Annotated in this window: 18 protein-coding genes; 10 read left to right on the top strand and 8 right to left on the bottom strand. The window is 68.7% G+C overall.

The features are described from left to right. Nucleotides 1-55: 55 nt before the first annotated feature. Both serS and FND50_RS02485 read right to left on the bottom strand, forming a co-directional pair. The gene (serS, locus tag FND50_RS02490; protein WP_144284649.1) at nucleotides 56-1,312 is read right to left on the bottom strand and encodes a serine--tRNA ligase; all 1,257 of its coding nucleotides are present in this window, start codon (nucleotides 1,310-1,312) and stop codon (nucleotides 56-58) included. 33 nt (nucleotides 1,313-1,345) lie between these two features. After that, nucleotides 1,346-1,765 (bottom strand): ankyrin repeat domain-containing protein, encoded by a 420-nt coding sequence (locus FND50_RS02485; protein WP_005260455.1) that lies wholly within the window; start codon nucleotides 1,763-1,765, stop codon nucleotides 1,346-1,348. An 81-nt stretch (nucleotides 1,766-1,846) separates the two neighbouring features. Here FND50_RS02485 and FND50_RS02480 point away from each other — a divergent pair, with 81 nt between their 5' ends. From FND50_RS02480 to FND50_RS02460, 5 genes are all read left to right on the top strand, one after another. Beyond that, on the top strand, nucleotides 1,847-2,953 hold the full coding sequence (locus tag FND50_RS02480; protein ID WP_144284648.1) for a septum formation family protein: 1,107 nt from the start codon (nucleotides 1,847-1,849) through the stop codon (nucleotides 2,951-2,953). Nucleotide 2,954: 1 nt separating this feature from the next. Then, entirely contained in the window at nucleotides 2,955-3,305 is a 351-nt protein-coding gene (locus FND50_RS02475; RefSeq protein ID WP_005260457.1) for a metallopeptidase family protein, read from the top strand. Nucleotides 3,306-3,455: 150 nt separating this feature from the next. After that, nucleotides 3,456-3,761, top strand: coding sequence for a PE family protein (locus FND50_RS02470; protein WP_144284647.1), 306 nt, complete (start codon nucleotides 3,456-3,458; stop codon nucleotides 3,759-3,761). A gap of 34 nt (nucleotides 3,762-3,795) precedes the next feature. Next, a complete protein-coding gene (locus tag FND50_RS02465; protein ID WP_064080277.1) occupies nucleotides 3,796-4,998 on the top strand; it encodes a PPE family protein in 1,203 nt (400 codons plus the stop codon). Further along, the gene (locus FND50_RS02460) at nucleotides 4,995-5,789 is read left to right on the top strand and encodes an ESX secretion-associated protein EspG (RefSeq protein WP_144284646.1); all 795 of its coding nucleotides are present in this window, start codon (nucleotides 4,995-4,997) and stop codon (nucleotides 5,787-5,789) included. The genes FND50_RS02465 and FND50_RS02460 overlap by 4 nt, the downstream gene beginning before the upstream one ends. A gap of 1 nt (nucleotide 5,790) precedes the next feature. On the opposite strand, the gene FND50_RS02455 is transcribed toward FND50_RS02460, so the two are convergent. From FND50_RS02455 to FND50_RS02440, 4 genes are all read right to left on the bottom strand, one after another. Then, on the bottom strand, nucleotides 5,791-7,185 hold the full coding sequence (locus tag FND50_RS02455) for a lipase maturation factor family protein (protein ID WP_397493242.1): 1,395 nt from the start codon (nucleotides 7,183-7,185) through the stop codon (nucleotides 5,791-5,793). Between the two features lie 64 nt (nucleotides 7,186-7,249). Next, nucleotides 7,250-7,921, bottom strand: coding sequence for a histidine phosphatase family protein (locus FND50_RS02450; RefSeq protein WP_065488623.1), 672 nt, complete (start codon nucleotides 7,919-7,921; stop codon nucleotides 7,250-7,252). Continuing rightward, nucleotides 7,918-8,835, bottom strand: coding sequence for a prephenate dehydratase (gene pheA / locus FND50_RS02445; RefSeq protein ID WP_005573465.1), 918 nt, complete (start codon nucleotides 8,833-8,835; stop codon nucleotides 7,918-7,920). Before pheA ends, FND50_RS02450 begins: the two co-directional genes overlap by 4 nt. Nucleotides 8,836-8,889: 54 nt before the next feature. Beyond that, nucleotides 8,890-9,582, bottom strand: a complete 693-nt coding sequence (locus tag FND50_RS02440) for a hypothetical protein (RefSeq protein ID WP_144284644.1) — start codon at nucleotides 9,580-9,582, stop codon at nucleotides 8,890-8,892. A 116-nt stretch (nucleotides 9,583-9,698) separates the two neighbouring features. Between FND50_RS02440 and FND50_RS02435 the strand changes: the two genes are divergently transcribed. The 4 genes from FND50_RS02435 (at nucleotide 9,699) to FND50_RS02420 (ending at nucleotide 13,367) form a co-directional block, all read left to right on the top strand. Then, nucleotides 9,699-10,463 (top strand): DUF2470 domain-containing protein, encoded by a 765-nt coding sequence (locus tag FND50_RS02435; protein WP_144284643.1) that lies wholly within the window; start codon nucleotides 9,699-9,701, stop codon nucleotides 10,461-10,463. A 37-nt stretch (nucleotides 10,464-10,500) separates the two neighbouring features. Next, nucleotides 10,501-11,319 carry a CPBP family intramembrane glutamic endopeptidase gene (locus tag FND50_RS02430; RefSeq protein WP_144284642.1) on the top strand — a complete coding sequence of 273 codons (819 nt, stop codon included), beginning with the start codon at nucleotides 10,501-10,503 and terminating at the stop codon, nucleotides 11,317-11,319. A gap of 264 nt (nucleotides 11,320-11,583) precedes the next feature. Beyond that, nucleotides 11,584-12,792: an LCP family protein gene (locus FND50_RS02425; protein WP_247251975.1), complete on the top strand. Its 1,209-nt coding sequence runs from the start codon at nucleotides 11,584-11,586 to the stop codon at nucleotides 12,790-12,792. Between the two features lie 23 nt (nucleotides 12,793-12,815). Further along, nucleotides 12,816-13,367, top strand: coding sequence for a ferritin (locus tag FND50_RS02420; RefSeq protein ID WP_037204959.1), 552 nt, complete (start codon nucleotides 12,816-12,818; stop codon nucleotides 13,365-13,367). Between the two features lie 10 nt (nucleotides 13,368-13,377). Here FND50_RS02420 and FND50_RS02415 read toward each other — a convergent pair whose 3' ends face one another. Then, nucleotides 13,378-14,568, bottom strand: coding sequence for a lipase family protein (locus tag FND50_RS02415; protein ID WP_120659926.1), 1,191 nt, complete (start codon nucleotides 14,566-14,568; stop codon nucleotides 13,378-13,380). A 223-nt stretch (nucleotides 14,569-14,791) separates the two neighbouring features. On the opposite strand from FND50_RS02415, the gene FND50_RS02410 reads away from it, so the two are divergent. After that, the gene (locus FND50_RS02410; RefSeq protein ID WP_005260470.1) at nucleotides 14,792-15,337 is read left to right on the top strand and encodes a ferritin; all 546 of its coding nucleotides are present in this window, start codon (nucleotides 14,792-14,794) and stop codon (nucleotides 15,335-15,337) included. A 68-nt stretch (nucleotides 15,338-15,405) separates the two neighbouring features. Here the strand turns inward: FND50_RS02410 and FND50_RS02405 are convergent, their stop codons facing one another. After that, nucleotides 15,406-16,320: a DUF5926 family protein gene (locus FND50_RS02405; protein ID WP_007298297.1), complete on the bottom strand. Its 915-nt coding sequence runs from the start codon at nucleotides 16,318-16,320 to the stop codon at nucleotides 15,406-15,408. Nucleotides 16,321-16,322: the final 2 nt, after the last annotated feature.

The following is a 16,322-nucleotide window of genomic DNA, read 5'->3' as shown; positions in this document are numbered from 1 at the left end:
ACATCATTTCGGCGTTCGCGCAAGGGTAGCCTTCCCAAAAGCCCTGCGCCTGCGTTCATGGCTTCAGGACATCCGTCCCGACAAACGGCACGAGCGCCTCGGGCACCCGCACGGTGCCGTCGGACTGCTGGTGGTTCTCCAGGATGGCGACGATCCACCGGGTGGTGGCGAGGGTGCCGTTGAGGGTCGCGGCCGTCTGCGGCTTCCCGTTCTCGTCGCGGTACCGGACACCGAGACGACGCGCCTGGAACGTCGTGCAGTTGGACGTCGAGGTGAGCTCGCGATATGCCTGCTGCGTGGGCACCCAGGCCTCGCAGTCGAACTTGCGGGCGGCCGACGACCCCAGGTCGCCGCCGGCCACGTCGATCACGCGGTAGGGCACGTCGATGGCAGCGAGCATGTCGCGCTCCCACCCGAGCAGGCGCTGGTGCTCCGCGTCGGCGTCCTCGGGCTTGCAGTAGGTGAACATCTCCACCTTGTCGAACTGGTGGACCCGGATGATGCCGCGGGTGTCCTTGCCGTAGCTGCCGGCCTCGCGGCGGAAGCACGTCGACCAGCCGGCGTACCGCTTGGGCCCGTCGGCGAGGTCGAGGATCTCGCCCGAGTGGTACCCGGCCAGCGGGACCTCGGACGTGCCGACGAGGTACAGGTCGTCGTCGGCGAGGTGGTAGATCTCGTCCGCGTGGGCGCCGAGGAACCCGGTTCCCGCCATGATCTCCGGTCGCACCAGCACCGGCGGGATCATCATCTGGAAGCCGTTGGCCATGGCCTTCTGCGCGGCCAGCTGCAGCATTCCCAGCTGCAGCATCGCGCCGAAGCCGGTGAGGAAGTAGAAGCGGGCGCCGGACACCTTCGCGCCGCGCTCCATGTCGATCAGCCCCAGCGACTCACCCAGCTCGAGGTGGTCCTTGGGTTCGAAGTCGAACGTGGGAATCTCGCCGACCGTCTCGAGGGTGACGAAGTCGTCCTCGCCGCCCGCGGGGGCGCCCTCCTGGACGACGTTGGAGATCGCCCGGTGCGCGGCGTCGAGCGCGGCCTGCGCCTCGTGCTGCTCGGCCTCGGCCTGCTTGACCTTGGCCGCGAGTTCCTTGGAGCCCTCGAGCAACGCCGGACGCTCCTCCAGGGACGCCTGCCCGACCTTCTTGCCGAACGCCTTCTGCTCGGCACGCAGATTGTCGCCGGCGAGAACGGCGGCGCGCCGGGACGCGTCGGCCTCGAGCAATGCGTCGACCAGGGCGGGATCTTCGCCACGGGTGCGCTGCGACTCGCGGACGGCGTCGGGGTTCTCGCGGAGGAACTTCAGGTCAATCACGGCTTCAAACCCTACCGGGCGCCGCGGGGCGGCTCACTCCGGTTTCGGTTCCAGCAGGCTCAGAAGGTCCTCGCGGCCGAACATGCGGGCGGCGTCGACGGCGGTCGGGTGGCCGGTCGTGGCGTCGGCACCACCGGCGACGAGGGTCCGCACCACGGCGTCCTCACCCTTGAACAGCGCCCCTGCCAGCGGGGACTGTCCCTTGTCGTTGAGCCGGTCGACGTCGGCGCCGCGGTCGATCAGGACCTGAACGGCCACGGCGTGACCGTGGTAGGCGGCCAGCATCACCAGAGTGTCGCCGTTCTGATTGGCCAGGTTCACCGGGACGCCCGCGTCGAGGTACGTGGCCAAGGACACGGCGTCGCCGGATCGTGCCGTGTCGAACACACGCCCGGCGAGCTCTTGCAGTTCAGGATCCACCGGCTCGGCGGAGTGCTGAGGATCGTCACTCATGGTCGTCGAAGTTACGCCAGGTTCCAGCCGATTGCGGGAGTTGTTCTGCTTCCACGAGCGGAACAGGCATTATGGAAATCGATGTCCTCAGATCAGTCGAACGGCGCCGACCCCCAGCCGAAGAATGCCGGGCAACCGGAGAAGGCTCCCCGCAGCATGTCCGCGACCACGACGCGTCGCGCGCTCGCGGCCGTCGCGGCAGGTGCCGTGGTGGCGGCGATCGCCACGTTCGCGATCGCCGGCGGTTTCAACCGCAGCGAGAACCTCCCCGCGCACTCCGCCGGTTCCGGACCGCAGGCGACGGGTTCGGTGGACGGCGACGCGTTCGCTTCGGCGGCCGCGGGCGACTGCCTCGACTGGACGCCGTCGAACGATCCGCAGGAAGACCGGAAGGACGTCGCGAAGGTCGACTGCTCGGAGGAACACCGGTTCGAGGTGGCGGCGCCGCTGGACCTCAGCGTGTATCCGGGCGCCGAGTTCGGTCCGGGTTCGCGTTACCCGGGTGCGCTGCGGTTCGCCGCGCTGCGCGACGAACACTGTGTGCCCGCCGTCGACTCCTACCTCGGCGCGAAGTTCGATCCGTACGGCAAGTTCAGCGTGGGTCTCATGTTCCCCAGCGAGTCCGGTTGGGCGGCGGGCGAGCGCACTCTGCGGTGCGGCCTCCAATTCTCCAGCACCGCAGGGACGTTGCTGCCGTTCACCGGCAAGGTGGCCGAGCAGGACCAATCCAACATCTGGGATCCGGGCACCTGCATCGGCATCAACCAGAACGTGCCCACCGATCCCGTCGACTGCGCGCAACCCCACGCCTTCGAAGTGATCTCCGTCGTCGACCTGGCCACCCAGTTCCCTTCCTCGATGCCGGCCGTCGAAGACCAGGACAAGTATCTCGAAGGCGTGTGCACGCAGGCCGCCAACGAGTACCTCGGTTCCGCCGACGCGCTGCGCAACAAGACGCTCACGCTGTTCTGGGACAACCTGGAACTCGACAGCTGGCTCGCGGGCAGCAGGCGGGTGAACTGCTCGGTGGGCAAGGAGACCGACGCCGGCGGCTTCTCGACCATCACCGGTTCGGCGAGGGGCGAGATCCTCATCAACGGCGCGGCGCCCGTACCGCCGCCGCCGGTCCCGGAGGGTAGGTCGATTCCGACACCGCTTCCCGGCGCAGCGCCGGTCCCCGGGAACTGATGTGGCGGTGAGCATGACGCCCGACCGATTCGAGGAATTGGTGGGCGACGCACTCGATCTGATCCCACCCCAGCTCGCGTCCGCGATCGACAACGTCGTCGTCCTCGTCGACGACCGCAACGACGAGGACCCGTATCTTCTGGGCCTCTACCACGGGATCGCGCTGACGGAACGGGACAGCCATTACGGCGGATCGCTGCCCGATACGATTACCGTCTACCGCGACGCCCTCCTCGAAATTTGCAGTTCGGAGGAGGAAGTCGTCCACGAGGTGGCCGTCACCGTGATACACGAGGTTGCGCACTACTTCGGGATAGAAGAAGATCGCTTGCACGAGCTCGGCTGGGGATGAACGGTTTTCCCGAGAAGAAATTTCTCGGGTTCGGGGGGAACCGAAGAGCGCGTTGCAGCGTCCAAGTGTGTAGGGACAGCTGCACATGCAGTTCGTTTGCCGGGGGGCAACTGCCTTCCGCCTGCCTAGGTCAAGAAGGAGTTCGACGCAATGCCAGCTCTGCACGTCGCACCTGAAGCTCTTGTCGCCGCCGCCGTGGAACTCGACGCGCTCGCCGCGCGTCTCGAGACCGCGGTCGCTCTCAACTCCGCGGCCATCCGCGTGCTTCCCTCCGGGAGCGAAGAGGTCTCGCTGCACGCGGCTGGCTACTTCAATACCGTCGCCAACACGTTCACTCCTGCTGTCGCCCAGGGCATTCTCGAGATGCGCGAGACCGCGAACACACTCCGCACCCAGGCCGCGCTGTATGTCGCCGAGGACCTCGCGCTCGGCGCGTCCCTCGCTGCGGGCATGTGACGGCCGGCGCCTCGAGACCACCAGGAGATCAGACATGACCATGGGACTGACAGGTGTCATCTGGTTGCCCCGAGGGGCAACCGTCAACTCGACCACCCTCGCCGCCGGCGCGGGTCCGGTGCCGCTCAGCGTGGCGAGCGCGGCGTGGACGGCGCTGTCCACGAGCTTCGTCGACGCCAACCTCACACTCGTCCGCGTGATGGCCGAACTCGCGGCCGGCTGGCAGGGAGTGTCCGCGGTCGCGGCGCTCGCGAAGATCACGCCGTTCACGGTGTGGACGGCGGAATGTGCCGAACTCGCCGCGGACACCGCAGCGAAGGCCGGGCTCGAAGCGGGCGCCTACACCACCGCCGCGCTCATCATGCCCAGCATCCCCGAGATCGTCGCAGTGAAAACCGCGAAGGCCACCGCGTACACGACGGGTGGGGCGCTCAACGGCACCGCCGCGGCCGCCGAAGCCGCGGACCGCGCGATGGACATTCGCGCCGGGCTCGTGATGGAGGGATACGAGGCCGCGTCGAACATCCTGGCACTCAAACGCACGTACAGGCAGCCCCCTCGTATCGTCACGAAGGCCGATTCGAAGGAGGTCGGGACCTTCGACGAAATCCCGTCCGACGGTGAATTCGATCCGACGCGTGCCGCCGCTGCCGCACTGATGGCCGCCGGCCAGAACCCGGCCGTCACCACGGCCGCGTCGCAGGTCGGGAGCATCGCGGGCACCACCGTCTCGACCGCCACGTCGGCGGCGAGCAACATCGGTGGCGCGGCATTGTCCGCGGTCACCGGTGGCGGCGTCACCCCGATGGTGGGCGGTGCGCCGATGATGTCCGGCGGCGCGTACGGCGGCGGCTCTGCCTCGACCAGCGCGGCGGCAGCCCGCACCTCGGTCGGTGCGATCGGTGCGGGCACCGCAGGCGGGGCGACCCTGCCCGAGGGCTGGGGCAAGACGGACGGCGGCCAGGGCGCACGGCCCGGCGCACCGGCAACCGCACCTGGCGGGGTGATCGGAGACGTTCGCGCCGACGTGAACCCGGCTGCGGCGGCGCGCGGCGCCACCGGCAGCGGACCGATGACGGTCGGACGTGGAGCGGGCGCCGCCGGGGCGGGTTCACAGGACGAGGACGAACGGGAGACCCCCGACTACCTGAAGAACTTCGAGCACTTCTCCGACGGACGCACCGTCATTCCGTCGGTCATCGGCGCGAACCCCGACCACCGGGAGTCCGGACGGTGATCGACCTGGGCACCCAGCCGGGCGTACCGACCCTCCCGGCGGTGACCCTGGGCCTCGACGAAATGGATTATCTCGTCGACATGCTCGCACTCGATGTGCTGCCGGTGGTGCTCGACGCCACCCCGCGGTACGACACGTACGACGCCAGGGACGCAGCGTTCCGCGGCGCAGTCGACACCCTCGCCGCCCGGGACCTGCTCCCGGGCGGTGGGGTTCACCCCGAACTCGCCGACCGCCTACGGGTTCTCGCCCGGCCTCTGTGGGAGATCGCCCTTCGCTGGTACGTCGACGGCAGCATCTCGAGACTGTGCATCTCCCAGGGCGATGCTCTCTCGGTGCTGGCCCTGCGCGCCGGCGACACGTACGTCGTCCAGGATGCGGGCGCCGACATCTTCGCCCCCGTGATCGGAGCGCTGGGGGCCGCAGAGCCGATGAACGTCGGCGTCGTCAACGCACCCACGGTCCAGCTCGGCGAAGCCTTCGATCAGGGCGGGGACGGCAAGACGCTCGCCGCCGCCCTCACCGCACTCGGGGTGAGCGCGGTCGACGCGACCGTCCTCGGCAACGCGATGGCCGGCTGTACCTCCTACGCCGAGATCGTCGGAATCGTCTACGGCGACGGACGATACGACCCCGTGGGCGGGCCTGTCACGGTCTTCGACACGTCGGCGGGACGCATCGTCGGCACGTCCAGTGTCTCCGCGCACGGGGTGGGGTGGTCGTCGCTCAGTCCCGGCACCCCGCAGCGCCTGCGGCAGGCGCTGGAGTCGCTGGCCGACCGGCTCCGCTGACCTACACCGGTTGCCGCTTCCACCAGGCGCCCGTCTCGCGGCGCTCCTTCCAGGTAGTGAATTCGTACCGGTACATCCGCGCACGCACGTGTTTCGGCGGCTCCTCCGGGAACGGGTTGTACTGCAACAACTTCAGCGTGTCCCGATCGTTGCGCAGCAGCCTCTCGACGAAACCCCGGAACCACGGTTCGGCGTAGCCGGGCGAGATCGCCGTGAACCAGAACAACCAATCGAGCCGCAGGTGATACGGCGCGAACTGGCGCGGTCGCCGGTTGACGTCACCCGGTTTTCCCTTGAAGCCGTACTCCTTCCACACGGAGTGCACACTGGCGTGCGCGTCCGACGTGCCCTCCACGATCACCTCGTAACGCACCCGGGTGATGCTGCCGAACGCGCCGTACGTGTTGACGAAGTGCCACTTGTTGAACGACGCATTCATGCGCTGTCCGTGGGAGATCATGTTGCGAATCGGCCAGTAGCTCAACACGACGACGAGTGCCGTCACCGCGATCACCAGCACGACGAAGGGCATCGGCGCCGAGTCGCCGGCGGCCGGGACGTCGAACGGCAGCACCTTCTCGTACGCGTCGTCCGGGATGACGGACAGTCCCAGCACGATGGTCGTCCAGTTCAGCCACGAGAAGTTACCGCTCGCCACCAGCCACAGTTGGGTGAGGATCATGATCGTCGCGGCGACGGCGGCGACCGGTTGCGGCGCGAACAGCCCGAACGGCACCACCAGCTGAGCGAAGTGGTTGCCGAGCACCTCCACCTTGTGCAGCGGCTTCGGCAGCCGGTGGAAGTACCAGCTGAACGGTCCGGGCATCGGCTGGGTTTCGTGGTGGTAGTACAGGCAGGTGAGGTCCTTCCAGCATCGGTCGCCGCGCATCTTGATCAGCCCGGCCCCGAATTCGAGGCGGAACAGCAACCACCTCAGCACGAGCAGCACGAGTATCGGCGGACCGACCGAGGCGTTGCCCAGGAAGATCGCGAGGAAACCCGCCTCGAGCAGCAACGACTCCCAGCCGAAGCTGTACCAGATCTGGGAGACGTTGACGATCGAGAGGTACAGCACCCACAGGGCGAACCACACGAGCATGCACGCCGCGAGCGGGACGACCTGCGTCAGACCGAGCAGCGCGGCGAGAGACAGTGCGGCGCCGGTCCAGCAGACCGCCTCGAAGAATCGGTCCGAGTAGTGGAAATGGAAGATGCTCGGTGAACGTCCGAACGTGACCGCGCGGAGAAAGTTCGGGACGGGCAGCATCCCGTTGCTGCCGACGAGCGGCCTGAACTGGTTTCTCGCGGCCACGAACGCGACGAGATAGATCGCGGCAAGCCCCTCGGTGACGAGCAGCCGACCGAGCGAATAGTCATCGCCAACGAACCAATCCACCGCCGTCACTCCTCGAGGACGGTTTCCTCCATCGTCGCGCAACCCCACAGTGCGCGCAACGACGTCACCCCATCGGGTCGTCCGCGCCGGGGATCACCCGGTGCTCGAACGGTGGCTCGACGGTTCCCCAGCGCACGCACTCCCAGCCGCCGCCCGCGAGCGGTGTCAGCTCCACCGACTGGGTGTTGGCCAGATGATTGTTGGCGGCGAACAGCCCGGGCACCCCGGCGAGTTGCGCCGCCACGAGCCGGATGGCGGCGCCGTGGCTGACCAGCACGACGTCACCCGATTCCGCCGGGTCGTCGAGGTATTGCTCACGCAGGGCGTCCACGACCGGCACATACCGTTCGAGGATGTCGTGGGCGGATTCCCCGCCGGGAACCCGGGCGTCCAACTCGCCGGTGTGCCACAGGTGGAACGTCTTCATGAACAGCTTGTGCGACTCCTCGTCGCTGCGGTCCTCGAGTTCACCGGCCTGGGCCTCGTGCAGGCCTTCCCGCACCTGGACGGCGATGCCCGACGCGAGTTCGACGAAGCGCGCCGTCTGCCGGGCGCGCAGTGCCTGCGAGGACACGAGGGCGGCCGTCGTCGCTTTCGCGGCGAGGTCGGTGCCCAGTCGTTCGGCCTGGGAGAGCCCTTCGGGTGTCAGCCGGGCACCGGGCAGCCGGGTGTCGAGCCTGCGCTCGACGTTGGCCTCGGTCTGCCCGTGCCGGACCAGGATCAGCTTGCCGCTCACGATTCCCTCTCTCCCTGACGGATTCGTTCGATCCAGTCCGCTGCGTCTCCGTCGGACGGCGGCGGCGGGCCGCTGGGGTTCGCCGCGGGCCAGGACCCGAGGAACCGCACGTGCGACTTGCGGTGCAGCGCACGGAACGCCTCGGCGACAAGCGGGTCGTCGATGTGCCCGATGCAGTCGACGAAGAAGCGGTACAAGCCGGGGGTGGTGCGGACTGGGCGCGATTCGATCCGGATGAGATCGATTCCGCGGGTCGCGAACTCGGAGAGCACATCGACGAGGGAGCCGGGTGTGTTGTGGGGTTCGAGCACGGCCGAGGTGCGGTCACCGCCGGTGCGGGCGGGCACCCGGGTCGGCGCGGTGACGAGAACGAACCTGGTGCGGGCGCTCTTCTCGTCCGCCACCCCGTCGGCCAGGCTGCGCAGCCCGAGCCGTTCGCCCGCGAGCGCGGTGGACACGGCGGCGTCGGCGAGGCCGTTCGCCACGTCCTCGGCGGCGCCTGCGTTGGAGGACGCCGTTTGGAGTTCGGCGCCGGGGCAGTTCTCCTCCAGCCAGATTCGCACCTGACCGGCCGCCACCGGGTACGCCCGCACGGTGCGCACCTGATCGAGCCGCTCGATGCCTGCCCCGCCGAGGATCGTGAACGCCACGTCGAGCTCGGTCTCGGCCACGATCTGCAGGCGGTCGCCCAGCGCGAGCGAGTCGAGGGTGGGCACCACGGCCCCCTCGACGGAGCTCTCGATGGGAACGACGGCACCGTCGACGACGCCGTCGCGCACCTTGGCCAGGCTGGCGGGCGGACTCGTCGCGGCTACCCGCTCGACCGGGCCGTCGAAGGCACCCGCGGCCTCGAGCTGGGCGAGCGCCATCTCCGTGAAGGTTCCCGAGGGTCCGAAATACGCGATCTTTGGCACGCCTACGAGATTACGCACCGAGCGTTGACGGACCGGCGCATTGACGGTGAATGTTTACCGCAGACCCGCGTCCGCCAGCTCACGGGCGACGAGCGCCGGGTCGTGCACTTCGACCCCCAGCAGGACCTCGCGGACGGCCTCCGCGGCCTCGGGGATCAGCGAGGTGAGCGTCGTGGGATCCGGTGCCGCGAGCGCCGCCCGCACGTCGTCGCCGCGAAGGGACGCGACCGTCCCGGACAGCAGCGCGAGCACCTCCGCCGTGTCCCGGGCCCTCGCCACGTACCCGACGTCCGCGTGCGCGAGGACGGCCAGGAAGTCGGCGACCTCGCCGATGGCGTGCCCGTTCGCGAGGCCCGGGATGCGGCCGGCGTCCGCGAGTTGCTGCGCCGACTCGGCCAGACCGAGGTCGTCGCTGCCGTCGACCGTGACGAACACCGCGAGCGGAGACGGCAGCCGGAGCGCGACCGCGTCGCCGAGCTGGTCCGCGGGGCAGTCGAGGTGGAAGCGGACCGCCTCGTAGGAGGCCTGCTCGCTGGTGCGGAGAACGGCGGGATCGACGTCGAGACCCACGATGACGCGGCCGGCGTCGGTCCCGACGGCGTCGAGCAGTGCGGACGCCGGGACCACCCGCGGTCCGAGTGCGCCGCCGACGGCCGGGCCCGTGTCCCGGGATCCGCTGAGAAGTTCCGCGAGCAACGACTGCGGTCCGCGGGATCGCGGGACACCGAGGGTGAGAGGTATAGCCACCTCCCCACCGTAATGCCCACCTCGTGGACCGGAATCGTCTCGGGGTGTTGCCATCGCCGACTCGGCCAGATTAGGTTAGGGTTACCTCAGTATCGCGGAACCCTGAAGGAGGCTCCATGCCCGTCACGACCACCGGTCCGTCCACCGCCGAGCGTGTGCGTAGCTCGTGCGCACGGACCCAGGACGCGGTACTCGCCGTCGAAGGCAGCGCACCGACCGTCACGTCGGTACACCACCTGCGGTCCAGCGGCGACGTCGTCGTCGCGGTGCCCACCGAATCGGCGGCCGCCACGTTGTCCTGGCTCGCCGGTGGCGGCGGAATCCCCGCCGTGCTGGAGCTGACCGACAACTCACCGCTCGCGCTGCGTGAGCCCGTGCGGTCGCTCGTCTGGCTGCGCGGCACCCTCCACGCCCTCTGCGAGGCACACACCCGGACGCTGGCCGACGAGGTGGCGTCCGAATACCCGCACCCCGGACTTCTCGACGTCGGGCACGATGCGACGCTGCTGCAGCTCCGCCTCGAATCGGCGGTGGTCGCCGATTCCAGTGGCGCCGAACCCGTCGCCCTCGACGACCTGCTCGCCGCCCGGCCCGACCCGTTCTGGGAACTGGAGACCGCCTGGCTCCAGCATCTCGACGAGGACCACCGCGACCTCATCGACATGCTGTCCCGCAAACTGCCGCCCCACATGCGACGCGGACGTGTCCGCCCCCTGGGCATCGACCGGTACGGGCTGCGACTGCGCGTCGAGAACGACCACGGCGATCGCGACATCTGGATGCCGTTCTCGGCGCCGGTCGACGACACCGTCGCGCTGAGCAGGGCGATCCGGCTGCTGGTGGGATGCCCGTTCGTGAACGGACTCCGCGCGCGCGGCTGATCGGTATTCCGGTTCGGCGCACGCTAGCGTGTGCCGCGTGATCTCGCGTGCAACGCTCGCCTCCTGGATACGGCCTGCCCCACCCGAACCGGCGGCTCCGCCGGCCACCGGGAGCGAGCGGCGGGCCCTGTGGATCGAGATCACGATCGTCCTGCTCGTCACGTTCGGGACGAGCGGACTGTCGGGACTGCTGTCACTGTCCGAATCGCTGCTGACCCCCGGAAACCTCGCCGATCAGGCCGTCGCCCTCAACGTCTCCCGCGCGGAGAACCAGATCATCGACATCGCCCGGCAATTGCTCGGCGTCGTGAAACTCCTCGCGTGGGCTGCGCTGGGCCTGTACCTCCTGTGGCGCAGCGGCCTCGGCCCGCGCGACGTCGGGCTCGGCCGATTCCGCTGGCGTCCCGACGCGACGCAGGGTGTCGGGCTCGCCGCGCTGATCGGTCTGCCCGGGCTCGGCTTCTACCTGCTGGCCCGCGCGGTCGGCGCCAACCTCACCGTCGTGCCCAGCACCATCGGGGATCACTGGTGGCGGCTGCCTGCTCTGATCCTGTGGGCGATCGCGAACTCCGGCGCCGAGGAAGTGCTCGTTGTCGCATATCTGATCACCCGGCTGCGGCAACTCGGGTGGGGCGAGAATTCGTCACTGCTCGCGTCGGCGGTGCTCCGCGGGACATACCACCTCTACCAGGGTTTCGGGGGCGGACTGGGCAACGTCGCCATGGGTCTGGTGTTCGGCCGGTACTGGCAGAAGACTGGACGGTTGTGGCCTCTCGTGATCGCCCACGCCACCATCGATTCGATCGCGTTCGTCGGCTACGCCGCCCTGCGCGGGCACGTCGGCTGGATTCCGTAATCCGGCCGGACCAGTAAAGTCGTGCGGGTGACCGGCGACGCCCCCTATCCTCCGCTGCCGCCCCGTCCGCCCCGGCGGACGCAGGGCGGGCAGCAGGTGCCGCCGCCCCCGAACCGCCGAATGCCACCACCTGACCAGCGGGTTCCTCCGCAGACGCGGCGGGTGCCACCGCAGGGTCCCCCGCAACAGGGACCTCCTGCGCCCCGCCCGCGACATCCCGCTCCCCGGCAGGGTCCCCCGGCGCCGCCGCCGGAGGGCACCCAGGTGATCCGCCGCGACGGACGCGGCGCCCCGCCGCCTCAGCAGGCGTGGTCGCAGGCCCCCGAACCGCAGTTGTCCCGGTCGGCGCCGCCGCAGGGACCGCGCGGCTACGCGCCCACCCAGACGCCGCAGCCCTACCGTGACGCGCCGCCACCGCCGCCTCGGGTGCCCGACCGGCGACCCCCTCGCACGCCACCACCACCCCCGCCGCTCGCACCGCCGCGGACCCCGGAGCCCCCGGGGCAGCGACGCCCCAAGCGCAAGCGGAACTGGGGTCGGCGCATCGGCATCCTGTTCCTGGTGCTGGTCCTGGCGCTCGCGGGCATGACGTACTACCTCGACAGTTCGCTGAACCGGATCGACGCGCTGGCCGATTACCCCGGCCGGATCGACGACACCCCCGGCACGAACTGGCTGCTCGTCGGATCGGACAGCCGCACCGGGCTGACCCCCGAGCAGGAACAGCAGCTGTCGACCGGCGGCAACAGCGGCCCCGACCGCACCGACACCATCATCGTGGTGCACGTCCCCAGCGGCGGCGGCCCGGCGACGATGGTGAGCATTCCGCGCGACTCGTACGTGTCGATCCCCGGCTACGGCGAGGACAAGATCAACGCATCGTTCGCGTTCGGTGGTCCGCAACTGCTGACCCAGACGGTCGAGGAGGCCTCCGGTCTGCACATCGACCACTACGCCGAGATCGGGTTCGGTGGTTTCGCCGGCATCGTCGACGCGATCGGCGGCGTCGACATGTGCCTGGACACCGCCATCGACGATCCGCTCGCGGGAATCAACCTCGCGCCCGGCTGCCAGGAACTGACGGGGGCGCAGGCCCTCGGCTTCGTCCGCAGCCGTGCGACCGCGCTCGCCGACATCGACCGGATGAACCATCAGCGGATGTTCATGGCGGCGTTGATGTCGAAGGCCACCAGTCCCGCGACGTGGCTCAACCCGTTCCGCGTCTGGCCGCTCGTCACCGACACCGCCGCATCACTGCGTGTCGACGAGAGCGACCACATCTGGCACCTCGCCGCACTCGCGTGGGCGGTGCGCGGCGACATGATCACCACGACCGTTCCCGTGGGCGGTTTCGAGGACGTCGACGGCGCCGGGAACGTGCTGCTCTGGGATCACGACCGGGCGTCGCAGTTCTTCGACGCGCTGGCGAACGACCGTCAGGTCCCGGCCGAACTGGTCACCACCGGACCGTGACCGACGCCCGTAAACTGACACCCATGTCTCAATCGGCGACGAAGACCCCCACCGAGTTCCACGCCCTCCTGCTGCAGCAGATCCGCAACGAGTTCACCGCATCCCAGCAGTACATCGCGGTAGCCGTCTATTTCGACTCGCACGATCTCCCGCAACTGGCTCGCCGCTTCTATTCGCAGGCCGCCGAGGAGCGTGGCCACGCGCTGATGATGATCCAGTACCTGATCGACAACAACCTCCACGTGACCGTCCCCGGCATCGACGACGTAGTCACCGATTTCGATTCGGTGCGCGCCCCCGTCGCCCTGGCGGTGGAACGGGAACGCGTCGTCACGGAACAGATCACCAAGCTCGCCCGGACGGCCCGCGACACCGGCGACTACCTCGGCGAGCGGTTCATCCAGTGGTTCCTCGAGGAACAGGTCGAGGAGGTCGCGAGCATGCACACCCTGCTCACGATCGTCGAACGCGCCGGCGACAACCTGTTCGACATCGAGGATTTCATCGCCCGCGAGATGAGCGGGAACTCGCCGGTCCGGCCGGGTGCACCGAAGAGGGCGGGCGGCGGAGTCTGACCCTTCCGGGTCAGCAGCGGGTGGGCGCCGGTTCGCCGCGGAACCGCGCGGCCACGTATTCGTACGCGTCCGGAAAGCCCACCACTGCCGTCGTCATGTGCTCGGATATCTCGTACGGGACGAACGTCAGTCTGGCGCCGGCAGCGCAATAGCGGTGCGCGGTCTCGGCAACCGAATCGAACGGTGTCAGCCCGTCGAGGGTGCCGTGCCACAGGTAGAGGGGTGCGGTCGGGACACCGTCGAAGTACCGCAGGCTGTTGTCGCGCAACACCTGATGCGCGCCCGAACTCGCCATGAGACTGGTCGACGCGGCCAGCTGTCCGGCGCTGCGAAAGGCGCCGTGGAACAGGAGGAACCGGCGGCATTCGTTCGACATCCACTCGCGCAGCCACAGTCCGGTTGCGTTCAGCTGCGACGAAATCGGTAGCTGTTCCGGGTATTCGCGTTCCAAGCCGATCGCGGCAGCGAAAGCGAGCCCGAACCCCGGGTGCGGGTTGAATCCCAGGCCCTGGGCCATCTGCTCGAGGTCCGCCGGAATCCCACCCGCCACCACCGCGTCGAGTTTCAGCTCCGGCGCATAACTCGGGGCCAGCGCCGCGGCCCACGCGCTGGCCATTCCTCCACCTGAATATCCGGCCAGCGCTACGGGGCTGTGCGACAACCCCAGTTCGGCCACCCGCTGCACCGCCCGGACACTGTCGAGGGTGATCATGCCGCCGAGTTTCGCGGCACCGTAGGCGCCGGTCGGGCCGAGATGGTCGGGCACCGAGACCGCCCAGCCGCGTTGCAGACCCAGATACAGGCCCGGCGACTCCTGCAGTTCCAGGTTGAACAACGACCGCGACGGAGCACATTTGGTTCCGAGCGAATTCACGATGGCCTGATACGACACGAGCGGAGGATTCGCGACACCGCGGGGAAGCAGAACCGTGGTGACGGCCAGGATCGGATGTCCCGTCGAATTCGTCGACCGGAACGCGATCTGCCACCCGTCCGAGTTCGCGTACATCCAGGTGTCGATCCGGCGCGTCCGGACGACATCGCCTGGACGAAGGACCCCGAGGTCGGCCGGAGCGAGGTAGAAGGGGTCGGGATCCGGCCACGGATACAACGGTTCGGCCTGCGCCGGGGCCGGAATCGCCGCCCCCAGGAAAAGGGCACCGAGAATCAACGCTAGCCACGCACCGGATCGTCTCAACATGTGCCTGCCCCTCCGCACCGTCGGAACGCTGTGAATTTTATACACGGGCGAGGCCCCGCCGACGTAGTTTGCCGCGTTCCCGCCGAGGATCCGCCGCCAGCTCAGGTTAGGAAAATGACATCAGAATGGTCCCGAAATTAGGTTGACTTTAGTTTGGGCAAGCTTTCCAAATTTAGGTCCAACTTGGATGACACCCGCTCTGACCAGCGATATTATCCATTTCATGACTTCCACTGACGCGCACAAGACGAAATTCCACGCTCTGCTCCACGATCAGATTCGCAACGAATTCAACGCGTCACACCAGTACATCGCGACTGCCATCTATTTCGACAATGCGGACCTGCCGCAGTTGGCCAAGCACTTCTACAAGCAGGCCGTCGAAGAGCGCAACCACGCCATGATGATCGTCCAGTACTTCCTCGACCGCGACATCTCCGTGGAACTGTCGGGTGTCGACGCGGCGAAGGGCCAGTTCGAGAACGCACGCGAGCCGATCGCCCTCGCCCTGACGCAGGAGCAGACGGTCACCGAGCAGATCGTGCAATTGGCGAGCACCGCCCGCGAGGAGGGCGACTACCTCGGCGAGCAGTTCATGCAGTGGTTCCTCAAGGAGCAGGTCGAAGAGGTCGCCAGCATGACGACGCTGCTGACCATCGCCGACCGCGCGGGCAGCAACCTGTTCGACCTGGAGGAGTTCGTCGCACGCGAGATGAGCGGCCCCGCAGACACGTCCGGGGCACCGCACGCAGCGGGCGGTTCCATCTAGGCGGCTCCGCCGCCCGTGCGCCTTTCTGGTTGTGGTTGCAACCAGAAAGGCGCACGAGCCCGAAGGGCCTAACGCAACGTGACCTGACGGCCACGCAGTCCGTCGCGGGCGCGTCGCTCCTCGGTGGTGAGCGGCGCGTCGACGGCGAGTGCTTCGGCCAGTCGCTGACCGAGTTCGACGGTCGCGGCGGCCCACTCGTTCGCGTGCTTCTCGCGGTCCAGGTCGAACACCGGGACCAGCAGACCGTGCGTCCGGAACGACCCGGCGTAGCGCGAGCCCTCACCGAGGTGCAGGCCGCCGGTCGCATGCACGCGCGCCAGGGCCAGCATCAGATCGTCCTCGTTCTCCGGGCGCACCCAGCGGATGTGCGCCTTCTCGCCCGCATCCACCCACCACGCCGCGACGACGCCTTCGGCCTCGACTCGCGCGGACGGCATGATCGCCGCATTCGCGTGCTGCACGGTGGTCGCGACCTCGGGGGCCGGCTCCACGCCTTCGGGGATCCACCAGTTGAAATCCTGGTGCACGGTGATGTCGAGCTGTGCGTCCGCGTCGATCACGTCGGCCAGTGCCGGGGTCTCGGATCCAGGGTTGGCGGAGGTCAGCGATTCGCCGGCTGCGGCGTCACGGACCCAGGCGACGGACGCGGCCAGATCGGCGCCGAGATCCGCGGAATGCGCCTGGACCTGCACACCGACGAACCCGGTGGCACTGTCTCCCTCGTCGCGCACCAGCGCCGCGACAGCACCGGGCAGCACGGTCGCGAGCGTCACCGGACGGGACGAATCCTTGACGGGCAGCGGGGCGGTCGCCGACGGGACGAACTCGCGCAGCGCCACCAGATCGCATTCGGCGGCGAGGCCTTCGAACGGCCGGGTCACTGCCGCTGCGGCGCTCTCCCGTTCCGCCTGCCGCTGCGCGAGCTTCTCGGCGCGGGCACTACCGGGCTTCGGACCACTGTTTCTCTTGCTCTTCTTTGCCACGA

Origin of the sequence: Rhodococcus sp. WB9, assembly GCF_007558985.1 — a bacterium.
Classification (GTDB): domain Bacteria; phylum Actinomycetota; class Actinomycetes; order Mycobacteriales; family Mycobacteriaceae; genus Rhodococcus_F; species Rhodococcus_F opacus.
The sequence above is the reverse complement of the archived record's forward strand: the minus strand, read 5'-3'. Positions and strand labels throughout refer to the sequence as shown.